Consider the following 14,275-nt stretch of genomic DNA (forward strand, 5'->3'; position numbering starts at 1 on the left):
CGTGACACCAAACCCCGTGCCACAACTCGTCCCCGCCAGCGACACAAACACCAACGGCAAAATCGACGTCGACGAAACATGGCAATACACGCTCACATACACAATCACACAAACAGACATCGATGCAGGCGGGGTGGAAAATTCGGTTGTTGTCACGACTGATGATCCGTTTGGCACCGAAGTTACTGATACGTCGAATAATACCGACGCCCCCGGTGATACGCCAACAACTGCGCCACTGAACCAAGTGCCGGGACTGGAAACGACGAAGGTCATTTTGAACAATCCCGTGATCGCGGATGATCTGGTTCTGTTCGAGATTACCGTTGAAAACACAGGCAACGTGACACTGTCGTCAGTTGATATTGCATCCGATACGCTGACACGATTGAGCACGCCAACTGTGCCGCTGACGCTGGCATCCGGGCCCGATTTCCTTGCCGCTGATCTTGGGTCTGCAGAGGGTGCGCTGAAAGCGGGTGAAACCGCCACATACCGTGCCAGCTATGTCTTGCGGCAAGAAGATATCGACGCGGGCGGCATCGCGAACACCGCGACAGCCACAGGTACACCGCCGGGTGGTGGTCTCCCGATCACGGATGTGTCCGATAATGGTGCTGGTGACGGTGATGATCCGACGTTGTTGGAAATTACGTCTGCGCCTGCATTGGAGATGACCAAGCGTTTGATCGCGGGTGGTCCGACCTATGACAGCACCGATGATATCCTGACCTTTGCGTTTGATGTGACCAACACAGGTAACGTGACTATTCCTGCGACTGTGACGATTGATGATCCGTTGCTGGCGTCGTTGGGTGGCACTGTGTCCTGTCCTGCGACGGATATCCTGCCTGACGGGATGATCACCTGCGAAGGCAGTTTCCAAGTGACCCAAGGTTTGATTGATGCGGGCAGCTTCACGAATACAGCGACAGCCGTGAGCGATCTTGCAACGTCATCTGAGTCGTCTGTGACCGTTCTGGCGCAGCAATTGCCAGCGATGGAAACAGATAAGGAAGCTGTGTCTGTTGAAGTCGAGGGCGTTGTTTATCCCGGCGTGCCGGACGCGCAATTCCGCGTGGGCGCGGTTGTGACCTATAACTACACCGTTACAAACACTGGTAACACGACGATCACGGCGCCGATCACGGTGACGGACAACTTGATTGATCCGGTTTCTTGTCCGGCCTTGCCTGCGGGTGGTATGATCCCTGATGCGGAACTGATTTGTGAAGCCACATTCACCGTGACGCGCGACGATGTTTCAATCGGGTCCGTGACCAACTTGGCCAGCGCGTCTGACGGGACCACAACATCTGATACCGTAAGCGAAACTGTCCCTGCGGGTGGTGTGCCAGCGTTGACCACAACGAAGGATCTGATCAGCGCGGCGACTGCTGATGACGTCGATATCCCGAGCCTTGAATATAGCGCGGTTGGTGACAAACTAACTTACCTCTACACTGTCACGAACACGGGCCAAGTATCGTTTGTGGGTGATGTGGTTGTGAATGACGACCGGATTGATGATCCGATTGTCTGCTTCACATCGACGGCAAATGACCCAGATCTGTTCCAAGGCGAAACGATCACATGCGAAGCGACTTATACCGTTGATCAAGATGACATCGACGCGGGCTTTGTGACGAACACAGCCACGGCCGAGACGATCTTTGGTGCCAGCAACCGCGAAGTTGTGTCTGCCCCTGTGATGGAAACCGCAACTGCGGTGGAAGAACCGGGTCTGGTGCTGACGAAAACAGCGGCGACCTTGCCTGTGACGGGTGTGGATCAGGTGCTGACCTATACGCTGACGGCAGAAAACACGGGTAACCAGACATTGCGTCAGGTGTCTGTGTCTGATCCGTTGCTGCCGGGCTTCACCTGTGAAGCGGCCACATTGGCACCTGCTGCGACGTTGACCTGTACTGGTGATTATACCGTTGATCAGGACGACGTGGATCGTGGATTCTTGTTGAACACCGCAAATGCGTCGGCCGTTGATCCGCGCGGCGGGGCCATCACGGATGCGACCCAATTGCGTCTAGATATGCCACCGTCCGCACCTGCACTGTCCATCGTGAAATCAGCGAGCATCGAACCGTTTGGTCCGGCTGACAGCACAATCCAATACCGTTTCGCGGTGACAAATGACGGGAACACGACGCTGACAAATGTTGTGGTGACGGATGATATCGTTACACCACCGTTCACCTGCGAAATCGCGCAGCTTGATGTGGGTGAAACTAACGACAGCTGTCTGTTAGGGTACACGGTCACGCAGGCCGACGTGGATCGTGGTGACATCACCAATACCGCTGGTGTGACGGCGGATGATCCGTTTGGCACGCCGATTGATGCAAGCGATACGATCAACACGGTTGGTCAAGTTGCAGCACCGTCGCTGATTGCTACGAAAACGGCGTCGGTTGCTGGTGATGGATCGGCTGGGTCTGTTGTGAACTTCACCGTCACTGTGATCAACAACGGTAACGTGACGCTGGCAGGGCTGGAGCTCGAGGATACAATGACCGCCCTTGATGGTCGCACGATTTTCCTTGATGCGCCGTTTGCCTTTGTTGGTGGCGATGGGAATAACGACGACCGTTTGAACCTGTCCGAGACGTGGACCTATCAAGCGACCTATACGATGACCCAAGCGGATGTTGACGCGGGCGGTATTTCCAACGTGGTGATTGGCCGTGCCGATGATCCGACGGGTGCTGGCGTGCTGGATACGTCAGATAACGGGAACGACGGCGACGGTAATACGTCCGATGATCCAACGCAGGTCTTGGTTGCGTCTGAACCGTCCATGGTTGTCACCAAAGCGGTTGGCGTTTCCGGAACGGTTGCGGGTGATCAGGTTACATTTGAAATCACTGTCCAGAACACGGGTAACACGACGCTTGATGATATCGTTCTGACCGACACAATGACCAACGCGGATGGCACAGATGTCAGCGCTGGCGTCCAAGGTCCGACACGGATTGCCGACACGGGTCCAATCCCGCCGCTGGGAATTGCGACCTATCAGGTCAGCTATCGTTTGACCCAAGCGGATGTGGATTCCGGTGGTTTGTCGAACAGCGTGCTGGGTACCGCGGTTGACCCTGAAGGCACCCAAATCAGTGATACATCCGATAGTGCTGATCCGGCTGATGGTGCGGGCGATGCCGATCCGACGGTGCTTGCCATTGCCCCTGATCCGTCCGCAACAGTGACCAAAGCGGCAGGCGCGCCTGTGCGGCTTGGTGCTGGTATCTTTGAAATCCCGTTCACTGTGACGGCCACGAACACGGGTAATGTCACGCTGAGCGATCTGTCCTTGCGCGATGATCTGGCCGCGTTCGCAGCCCCTGCTGAAGTGGTATCGGTCACGACGCCAGTGGTGTCGGGTCTGACGACGGGTGACGTGAATGCCGGATTTAACGGAATTGGTGATACGAATCTGGTGGATGGTGATGCAACGCTTGCCCCGTCAGAGGTCGTAACGATCACCTTTACCGTCCGTCTGGACATCGCAAATGGTGCGCCGGAACAACCGAACACGGTCACCTTGAATTCGGATCGTTTGGAAGGCGAAGTCGCTGCCGTGGTTGCGATTGCGCCGCTGGTCGAACCTGACCTGGTGGTCACGAAATCCGTGACGCCGGGCCGTGCTTTGGTTGGTGCGACAGTGACCTACACAATCCTAGTTGAAAACGAAGGTGTGTTTGACGAAACCGGTCTGACGGTCGTTGATGAAATGCCTGCTGGTCTGCGCTTTGTGCCCGGATCGGCAGAGGTAAACGGCAGCGCGACGCCGGAACCTGTGGCATCGGGTCGTCGTCTCAGCTGGGCTGATGTGGATGTGGCGTCGGGTGAAAGCCTTGTCGTGACGTTGCAGGCGCGTGTGGTCGAAGGACCGGGTCGGTTCGAAAACATCGCATTCGTCCAAGGCCGCGATGGTGAAACGATTTCCAACATCGCAAGCGCCGTGCTCGAGGTGCCGCCAGAGGCTGTGTTCGATTGTAGCGAAGTCATTGGCCGCGTGTTTGATGACCGCAATCTGAACGGCTACCAAGACGGCATTCCTGAAGTTGATCGCAGCCTGATCACCGATCAGACCTACGATGGCGGTAAATTCACGGCGCCACCGGTTGAACCGCCAAGTGCTGAAAAAGGTCTGCCGGGTGCGCGTCTTGCCACTGTTGATGGCACGATCATCACAACGGACGAATATGGGCGCTATAGTGTGCCATGTGCGGCCTTGCCTGCGGATATCGGATCGAACTTCACGCTGAAGCTTGACCCGACAAGCCTGCCGACTGGCTATGCCGTGACGTCCGAAAACCCACGCACGATGCGTCTGACACCGGGGACGGTGACGCGCATGAACTTTGGCGCGGGTCTGGCGGATGTGATTGATGTATCGCTGACTAACGCGGCGTTCCCGAACGGGCGACCGTCTGCGGCGCTGGCCCAAGGTGTGCAGCAGTTGGTGACCCAGCTGAGCGGTGCACCATCGGTGCTGAAACTGCGCTATTATACAAACGGTGAAAGCCGTGATGTGGCGCGGGCGCGACTGGATGCTGTCGAGGCGATGTTGCGCGATGCGTGGCCGCGTGGTGGACGCTATGACCTTGTTATTGAACGTACGATTGCGGAGGTGCAGTAAGATGCAGATGTTAACTGGAAAGACCTTCGCGCGTTTGATGGGGGCGACAGCGATTGTGCTCTTGGCGCAAAATACGACTGCGCAAGACGGGTTTTCGATTGCGATTAACGGTAACCAGATTGCTGGTGATACCCGTGTGGTGCAACAGACACGCGTCGTTGACCTAGCGATCCAACAGGCCGATGTGCAGGTCAGTTTCGACGGGCTGGGGGCGACCCCGCGGCTTGATCTGGAAATCGGCACGGCGGCAAATGGTCAGGTGACGGTGCAATCTGCGCTGAATTATCCGGCCTATGTGACGCGCGGTGAACTGCGTTTGATCGACACAAGCGCCGTTGGCGGGCCACGTACCGTTGCCGTTGTTCCGGTGACGCCAAACGGGGCTGCGACGATTGCGGTGCCTGACGGTGACATTGCTGTAATCCACCGTGTTTACGACGCGCAAGGTCGGTTTGACGAAACAAAACCGCAGTTAATCAGCGCACCAGAGGCGCGGACACGCGGCGTTGAAGATGGCATCGATAGCACCGCCCAACGCGGGATACCGGTTTACGGCGGCGCGATTACTGTGTCGGGCGAAAACGTAACGCGGGGGGCGGTTGTGACCGCGCTTGGTGAACGTGTGCCGACAGATCGTGACGGTGGGTTTGTGCTGCAACGGATTTTGCCGGCTGGTGAGTACGGCGTCGATGTCCGTGTCCAAGGGGCAGGGCAGAACGTGGCGCTGGAACGTGATCTGACCGTGCCGGGGTCCGAATTTTTCTATGTCGCGACTGTCGATCTGACCTACGGTATTAACGATAATGACGTTGACGGGCGTGATACCTACGACAGTGGGCGCGTTGCATTTTTTGTGGACGGGATCACCGATACGGGGATCAAGATCACCGCCTCTGCCGATAGCGGTGAAGGTGATGTGCGCGATATTTTCCGCCGTTTGGACGACAAAGACCCGCGCGAATTGTTGCTGCGGATCGACCCGCGTGATCTGTATCCGACGTATGGCGACGATTCCACGTTAGAGGATCGCACGCCAACATCCGGCAATGTGTTTCTGCGGATCGAACGGGACCGGAATTTCGCCCAATGGGGTGATTTCTCAGCGAATTTGGGCGGTAACAGCTATGTGCGCAATGACCGGACATTGTACGGTTTGTCCGCAGGGGCAGCGTCGCAAGGCGTGACACCACACGGTACGCCACGGTCGCAGGCCTATCTTTATGCAGCCCAGCCCGACCAGTTGCCACAACGGGATGTGTTGCAGGGTACGGGCGGGTCCGTCTATTTTCTCGACCGCCAAGACATTGCGCGTGCGTCTGAAACCTTGTCGGTTCAGGTCCGCGATGGTGTGACAGGTCGGGTGATTTCGACTGAAACGCTCGTCTTCGGTGACGACTACGACATTAACTATATCCAAGGTGTCGTGACCCTGCGCCGTCCGCTGCAATCGGGTATCGACGAAAGCCTGATCGCGGGGTCTGCGGGCACCGACAACGACGTGCTGCTGGTTGCACAATACGAATACACACCGACGATTGGTGACGTGGACGGCTTTGCTTACGGAGGACGTGCCGAAGGTTGGGTGACCGATCAGTTGCGTGTCGGTGCGTCAGGCATGATTGACCAGACGGGGATCGAAGATCAGACGCTTGTCGGTGCTGACGTGATGCTCCGCGTGTCTGAGCGGACCTTTGTCCATCTCGATTACGCTGAATCCGAAGGACCGGGTTTTGGGTCGCTGCTGTCGGTTGACGGTGGTTTGATTTTTGACAGCACAGACGTGGCTGACGGTACGGGTGACGCGCTAAAAGTCACCGGACAGGCAGCACTTGTTGATCTTGGGCTCGGCGGCGAAGGCACTGTTGCGGCCTATTACGAAGACCGCAGCGAAGGGTTTTCCAGCCTTGATAGCCAAGTCACGGCGACCACGGGCGACGAAACATTCTGGGGCCTGAGCGCCGATGTTGCCCCGCGTGACGGGCTGCGGATCAGCGGCCAATACGACGATTATGAAAACGCTGTTGGCAATTTCGAACGCGAAGCGCGGCTTGAGATCGAGGCGGATGTGACCCCGCAAATCGCTATCGCAGCGGGTCTTGAATACCTTGATCGCCAAAGTGCGACGGAAACCGGTACGCGGAACACAGCGGCAGCAAAACTGACGTACAGCCTGTCCGACACGGCAAAGGTTTTCGCCTTTGGACGCACGACATTGGACGTGGACGGTTTGGATGACGACGATCGTTACGGCATCGGTGGGGCGGTGACGCTTGGCCAATGGGAGCTGACCACAGAGGTATCCGACGGCAGTGAAGGCAAAGGTGCGCGCATCTTGGCCAGCTATAGCGACGGGCAGGGTGGCACGCGCTATGCGGGCTATCAGTTGGAACCGGGTCGGACGTTGTCTGGTATTGATGCGGACGGCGACGATGGCGGGCAATTCGTGGCTGGTGGTCGGTCGCGTGTGAATGACGCGGTCACTGTGTTTGGTGAAAACACCTACGACATCTTTGGCAACGCCTACAGCCTGACGTCGGCCTATGGTTTGACCTATGCGCCAAATGACGCGCTATCGACAACGGTCGCTTTCGAGGTGGGCCGCGTTGATGACGAAGACCAGAACAATTTTGAACGCAACGCGATTTCGGTCGGTTTGCAATACGCGGACGACAAAGTCGAAGCGCAGGGCCGGTTCGAATTCCGCACGGAAGACGGGTTGCGGTCCGGCGATGATTTGCGGTCAGACACGCTGCTGTTTGCCACTGATATTGCTTACAAAATTGACGAAGATCAGCGGTTTGTCGTCTCTGCCGACTTGGCGCAATCTGACACCGACGAAGCGGACTTGTTGAACGGGGATTACGCGGATGTCGTGCTGGGCTATGCTTACCGTCCAGCCGTTGATGACCGACTGAACCTGTTGGCGCGTTACCGTTATCTGATGGATGAATTCGGGCAGCGGGTTGACGGGGTCGACGAACAAGGTCCGCGACAGCGCAGCCACGTGACCAGCATCGACGCCACATATGCGGTCAACCAGAACTGGACGCTGGGTGGTAAGCTTGGCTACCGGATGTCCGAGACGGCATTGACGGCCAGTTCCGCATTTGAACAGAACGATGCGTGGTTGGCGGTGGCGTCCGCGCGGTATCATTTGGTCAACGACTGGGACGCGCTTGTCGAATTCCGCAACTTTGGATTGGTGCAAGCAGAAACCAATGATTTCAGCGTGTTGGCCGCAGGTTACAAGCAGATCAATCGCAATGTCAGCATCGGCGTTGGCTACAACTTCGGGCGTTTCTCGGACGATCTGACGGATCTGGTCGAAGACGATCAAGGTGCATTCATCAATCTGGTGGCAAGTTTCTAAGACGAAACTTGCCACCAGATTGCATGCCTTGGGCTGTGATTTAGTAAAATGCCTGCAGCCCAGTGATCGCGCGGCCAATGATTAATGCATGAATATCGTGGGTGCCTTCGTAGGTGTTCACGGTTTCAAGGTTCATCATGTGGCGCATGATCTGGAATTCTTCGGAAATTCCGTTGCCGCCGTGCATGTCCCGAGACACCCGCGCGATATCAAGCGCCTTGCCGCAGTTGTTGCGTTTTATGACTGATATCATCTCTGGCGCTGCTTGTGCATCATCCATCAGACGTCCCACCCGCAGGCTGGCTTGCAAGCCAAGGCTGATCTCGGTCAGCATGTTTGCCAGCTTGACCTGTTGCAGTTGAGTTTGCGCCAGCGGTTTGCCGAATTGTTTGCGGTCCAACCCGTATTGACGCGCGCCGTTCATACAGAATTCTGCGGCCCCCAAGACCCCCCAACTGATCCCGTAACGCGCACGGTTCAAACAGCCAAATGGGCCTTTCAACCCTTCGACATTCGGCAGCAAGGCGTCGTCGCCAACCTCCACGCCGTCCATCACGATTTCACCGGTGATGCTGGCCCGTAAGGACAGTTTGCCGCCAACTTTTGGTGCCGAAAGTCCGGGCATTCCTTTGTCCAACACAAACCCGCGGATTTTACCGCCGTGCGCGTCCGATTTTGCCCAAACGACAAAAACATCGGCGATCGGGCTGTTCGAAATCCACATCTTCGATCCCGAGATGATATACCCGCTATCTGTCTTCTTCGCCGTTGTTTTCATGCCTGACGGGTCGCTGCCCGCATCAGGTTCGGTCAAGCCGAAACAGCCGATCCATTCGCCTGAGGCGAGTTTTGGCAGGTATTTGCGGCGTTGGTCTTCGGACCCGTAGGCGTAGATCGGATACATCACGAGCGAGCTTTGCACTGACATCATCGACCGGTAGCCGCTGTCGACCCGTTCGACTTCACGCGCGACTAATCCGTAGGACACATATGACGCGCCTAACCCGCCGTATTCTTCGGGGATCGTGACGCCAAGCAGACCCATGTCGCCCATTTCGCGAAAGATGCCTGCGTCGGTGTTTTCGTCGCGGTAGGCGTCGATCACGCGCGGCTGCAATTTGTCTTGCGCATAGGCCTTTGCCGCGTCGCGCAACATGCGTTCGTCTTCGGTCAATTGGGTTTCGATGGAAAACGGGTCTTCCCAGTTAAAGTGGTTCAGATCGGGGGCGTCTTTGGCTTTCAGCGACATATCGGGTTCCTTTTGTTGATCGTTTTCTACCAACTGGAACCCCGATTAGGTAATGATTGAAACTGCTCAGTTTATGAGTTCTATGAATGGTATGGTACATCGCCCAAACTACACTCCTAGCGTTCAAGAACTGCGTGCATTGGTTAAATGCAGCGAATTCGGGTCTGTTTCGCTTGCCGCAGATGCCCTGAACCTGACGCAAAGTGCTGTTAGTCGGTCGATCCGGTCGTTGGAAGAACGGCTTGGTGTGCAGCTGTTTCACCGCGTGAGGAAGCGTCTGGTTCTGTCGGATGCAGGGCGCGCGATGGTGCATGATGCGCGTGACATCCTCATCGCGCTGGACCGTTCAGCGAAGATGGCGATGGCATTCGGGAAGGGCGGCGATGTGTTGCGGCTGGCGGTGCTGCCGACATTTGCGGCAACGTGGTTGATCCCGCGCTTGCCGGCGTTTCTGGATTTGCATCCCGAAGTGTCCATCGATCTCGCGTCGGCGCTGTACCCCGTGGATTTTGACGACAGTCCGTTTGATGCGGCGATCCAACGGGCCAATATGGCGCGCAAAGACACGGATGTGGTGCATCTGCTGGAAGAACGGCTTATCCTTGTCGCGGCCCCCAGCCTGATTGAACCTAAAAAGGAACTGACGACGGCTGATCTTACGGATTATCCGCTGATCCAATTGGCCACGCGGCCCGAGCTTTGGAATGACTGGTTCGACAATGCGGACGGCGTGCATGCAGACCGGATGCAGGGGCCGCGCGTCCAGCATTTTGATATGGTGATTTCGGCGGCCCAAGCGGGGCTTGGGGTCGCGGTTCTGCCAGAGATTTTCGCGCAACAGGCGATTGTGTCAGGTGCGTTGCAGCAGGTTCACGCGCGAACGCTGCACAGCACCACGTCCTATGCGCTGATCCGGCCCAAAGCGCGCCCTGTCAGCGCAACGGTTGATGCGTTTGAAACATGGCTGAAATCATATGCAGATCAGTCGTTGTTAGGTTAGCCGATCCGCGTCGGGAATGGACAGGTCGATGAGTTCGGCGACTGACCCGATAGCCATTTTTTCCAGAATACGCGCGCGATGATGGTCCACTGTGCGCGGGCTGATGTCCAATTCCCTGCCGATTTCTTTACTGGCTGTGCTGGACGGGTTCGCGATCATGAAATTGGCGACTTCTTTCTCGCGCAGCGTCAGCTTTGCAAAGCGTTCCAGCGCAGAAATGCGGTCGACGTCTGCGGCTCTGCGTTCTTGGTCCGCAAGAAAAGCGGCGGTGATGCAATCGACTAAGGCCTTTTGTCGAAACGGTTTTTCCAGAAAATCAATCGCGCCCGCCTTAATGGCTTGGACCGTTTCAGGGACGCCGCCGTGTCCGGATATAAAGATGATCGGGATGTTGATCTTCTTGTCTGCCAGAACCTTTTGCAGTTTCAGGCCATCCATCTGGGGCAATCCGTAGTCCAGCACCAAACAGCCACGTTGGGATGGGTCGTATGCATCCAGAAACGCACGTGCGCTTTCAAAGGCCCGCACCGTAAAGCCGCGTTTGTTCAAGGCCCGCGACAGACTAGTCCGCACGTCAGCGTCATCATCAATCAGAAAGACGGTGGATGTGTGAGGCGGCGGTGTTTCGACCATAGAATGGCTATCCAGTTGCGATGCGTTGCCGGATATTAAAGCGTTTCGCATGGCACTGTAAAACGGAACTGCTGTGAAGCGTCATCGTACCAAAGATCACCGCCGCCTGCTTCGACAATGGTGCGCGAAATCGAAAGGCCCAGCCCAAGACCGTCGGGTTTGCTGGTTTGGAATTCTTTGAACAGGGTCATATCGGGATCAACGCCGGGGCCTGTGTCTGCGACCCTGACTTCGATCGCATCCGGTAATTGCACAGCAGTGACCGTGATTTTCCGGTCAACGGCGTCAGCCATCAGGATCGCATCCGCCGCGTTTCGCAACAGGTTGATCAGAACTTGGGCAATCTGCACGCGGTTGCCTAATGCGTTTCGTAACTGCGGGATTTGGGTGTCCATCGTAATGTTCCCCGCCTCCAGTTCCTGACGCAACAGGCGTTGGGTTTGTTCGACCAGTTCTTGCAGATCAAATGGCCGGATGGTCCCTTTGTCTTTGCGGACAAAACTGCGCAGGGCGCGGATGATGTCGCCACCTTGGTGTGCCTGTTCATCCAGTTCTGTGAGGATCGAAATGAGTTCTTCATTCGGCGCGGGGTCCATTTTCGCGACCGACAGCGCGGTGTCCAGATTTTGCGTAATCGTCGTCAGTGGTTGGCTGAGTTCATGGGCAAGTCCCGTCGCCATCTGCCCCATCATGTTGACCCGCGTCACATGCGACAGTTCGCGGTTCAGGTCCTGCAATTTGCCGTCCAGTTTGCGTCTTTGTGCGATTTCATTGATCAGCGTTTCGTTGGCGGCACGCAGTTCGTTGTAGGTGCGGGGCAGGGGATCGCGGGTGGATACTTCGCCTTGGGACACAAGCGACGTACGCACAGCGAAGGCCCGCACGGGTTTCAGGATCAGTTCCGCGAGGATCAAACCGGCGATGGCCGTTACAATCGAAATGATCGCGGCAATCCAGATGTTGCGCGACAGGTTATCCCGAATGCCTTGGATGAAATCGTTCTCTGGGGCGAAGACCGCGATGTTCCACGGCAGGTCGATGTCGGGGATCGGCAGCAATAGTGTCATGTATTGATCGCCAGAGAACGTGAATTCGGATTGGACGGATTGGTTCGCTGACAAATCGCTTTTGTCAAAATCCGCAAAGGCCGCCCGCACAATCGGATCGCTGAAATCATTGATACCGATAAACCCGAGCGTGCCGTCGTCATTGCGCGTGCTGATCCGCGCGGGATCAGGGTGCGCGATCACGCGGCCATCGTCGCTAAGGATAAAGGCAGCCCCTGAATCGCCAATGGTGAGGTCGGACAGGAACAGGGAAATATCCGCGATATCCAGATCGATCCCGACGACGCCGTGCAACTTGTCCTGCCCCCCTTGGATCGGTGCGGCGACCGTGATCCCGGGCTGTTGCGATGAGAAGAAGATGTAAGGGTCGGTCCACACGCGTGATCCCAACTGACGTGCTTCCAGATACCACGGGCGCCCCCGCGCATCGAAGATATCGTTGTCGTCAAAGCTGCGGTCGACCACATCAAATTCGTTGTCACGCCAAATGTATTCCGTCGTCCGCTGTTCGCCGTCGGTTGAAATAAGTTTCGTGCGGTAGGGGCCCGGCCCGTCGCTGTTCATGACGTAGACGAAATTGCCGCTTTCGTCCCCGTAGTAGATGCCTGACAGCTGGGTTTCGGCCCGCAACAGCTGGAAGAAATAGCGTTCCATTTCGGCGGGCGCTGTTGTCGAGACCAGACCGTTGTCCAACATCCGGCGGGCTTGTTCGGTGATTTCGGTGGCCGGTTCGAGGAAACGTTTGGTGTGCTCGGCGGCATTTGCGCCCGCTTCGTCCATCAAGCCACGCGCATGTTCCAGCATGGCACGTTCAGAGGACACGTAAGACGTGGACACAACGAAGATGATGGCGATGAATTGCAGCCCTGCAAGGCTAAGCGCCAGAACAAATCCTAATGAATACCTCATGCCGGAAGTGTGTGCGGTTCGTGTAAGCAGATCAAGTCATTGTCCCGGATCGGCGTCCCCCGATGGGCAACACAACTGACACCCAATAGCTGCATTCTTAAGCTTGGCGCCAAATTTCAGTGCAGGAACGCTGTCCCGATTTCCCGCGAAGTCTCTCATGAGTTCGAAACGCTGGATATAGGTAATTACGCGCATAGACAGGTTTCGCCGCCACTGAGACAGTCATGGGACAAGCAGGAATCCCCTGCATTGCTGCATTGGGGCGGATCAACGAGACGGGCAAAGGCACAACGCCTACGTCCGCATTTCCCGTCCCAAACTATTATTCCTTGGGAGAACAACAATGTTCGATAAAAAAATCTCAACCTTCGCCGCTGTTGCTGTGGCGGCTACTTTGTCAGCGCCTGCGGCTATGGCAGAAGAGTTTATCACAATCGGTACCGGTGGCGTCACCGGCGTTTATTACCCAACAGGCGGTGCGATCTGTCGTCTGGTGAACCAAGGTCGTCGCGACCACGGTGTGCGTTGCTCTGTGGAATCCACAGGCGGGTCTGTCTACAACATCAACACAATCCGCGAAGGCGAATTGGAATTTGGCGTTGCACAATCCGACTGGCAGTACCACGCATACAACGGCACATCCCGCTTCGAAGAAGACGGCGCATTCGAAGGCCTGCGCGCTGTATTCTCGGTCCACCCTGAACCGTTCACAGTTGTGGCACGCGCCGACAGCGGCATCGCAACATTCGCAGACCTGCAAGGCAAGCGCGTGAACATCGGTAACCCGGGGTCTGGCCAGCGTGGCACCATGGAAGTGCTGATGGAAGCACTGGGTTGGACAACTGACGATTTTGCACTGGCAACAGAGCTGAAAGCATCTGAGCAGTCCGCAGCTCTTTGCGACAACCAGATCGATGCGATGGTTTACACTGTTGGTCACCCGTCCGGTTCTATCTCTGAGGCAACAACAGCATGTGATTCCGTGCTGGTTGAAGTGTCCGGCGATGTTGTGGCTCAGTTGATCGAAGACAATTCGTTCTACCGTTCCGCAACTATTCCGGGCGGCATGTACCGTGGCAACGACGAAGACGTGACAACATTTGGTGTTGGCGCAACATTCGTCAGCTCCGCTGATGTGTCCGAAGACGTGGTTTACACGTTGGTGAAGTCTGTCTTTGACAACATCGACGATTTCCGCGGTCTGCACCCTGCGTTTGCGAACCTCGAACCAGCTGACATGGCATCTGCCGGTCTGTCCGCACCGCTGCATGATGGCGCTGCGAAATACTACAAAGAAGCTGGCCTGATCGAATAACAGCCCAGTCACGTGAAAACCCCAAGGGCGGGCCAGCCTGCCCTTGGGACGACAAAACACGATCAGCCGGAA

At 56.5% G+C, this 14,275-nt stretch carries 7 protein-coding genes; 4 read left to right on the forward strand and 3 right to left on the reverse strand.

Annotated elements, in window-relative coordinates:
* Positions 1-16: 16 nt before the first annotated feature.
* Positions 17-4,660: a DUF11 domain-containing protein gene (locus tag MWU61_RS19900; protein WP_247129908.1), complete on the forward strand. Its 4,644-nt coding sequence runs from the start codon at positions 17-19 to the stop codon at positions 4,658-4,660.
* Position 4,661: 1 nt separating this feature from the next.
* Positions 4,662-8,030, forward strand: coding sequence for a hypothetical protein (locus MWU61_RS18275; protein ID WP_247129909.1), 3,369 nt, complete (start codon positions 4,662-4,664; stop codon positions 8,028-8,030).
* A 40-nt stretch (positions 8,031-8,070) separates the two neighbouring features.
* On the opposite strand, the gene MWU61_RS18280 is transcribed toward MWU61_RS18275, so the two are convergent.
* Entirely contained in the window at positions 8,071-9,279 is a 1,209-nt protein-coding gene (locus MWU61_RS18280) for an acyl-CoA dehydrogenase (protein WP_247129910.1), read from the reverse strand.
* 91 nt (positions 9,280-9,370) lie between these two features.
* Here MWU61_RS18280 and MWU61_RS18285 point away from each other — a divergent pair, with 91 nt between their 5' ends.
* Positions 9,371-10,279 (forward strand): LysR family transcriptional regulator, encoded by a 909-nt coding sequence (locus MWU61_RS18285; protein WP_247129911.1) that lies wholly within the window; start codon positions 9,371-9,373, stop codon positions 10,277-10,279.
* Here MWU61_RS18285 and MWU61_RS18290 read toward each other — a convergent pair.
* Positions 10,271-10,963, reverse strand: coding sequence for a response regulator (locus MWU61_RS18290; protein ID WP_247129912.1), 693 nt, complete (start codon positions 10,961-10,963; stop codon positions 10,271-10,273). The genes MWU61_RS18285 and MWU61_RS18290 overlap by 9 nt on opposite strands.
* Positions 10,948-12,888: a cache domain-containing protein gene (locus tag MWU61_RS18295; RefSeq protein ID WP_247129913.1), complete on the reverse strand. Its 1,941-nt coding sequence runs from the start codon at positions 12,886-12,888 to the stop codon at positions 10,948-10,950. Before MWU61_RS18295 ends, MWU61_RS18290 begins: the two co-directional genes overlap by 16 nt.
* Positions 12,889-13,231: 343 nt before the next feature.
* Between MWU61_RS18295 and MWU61_RS18300 the strand changes: the two genes are divergently transcribed.
* Entirely contained in the window at positions 13,232-14,203 is a 972-nt protein-coding gene (locus MWU61_RS18300) for a TAXI family TRAP transporter solute-binding subunit (RefSeq protein ID WP_247129914.1), read from the forward strand.
* The last annotated feature ends 72 nt before the right edge of the window (positions 14,204-14,275 follow it).

The sequence above is a fragment of the Loktanella sp. F6476L genome, from assembly GCF_023015725.1.
Classification (GTDB): Bacteria; Pseudomonadota; Alphaproteobacteria; order Rhodobacterales; family Rhodobacteraceae; genus Yoonia.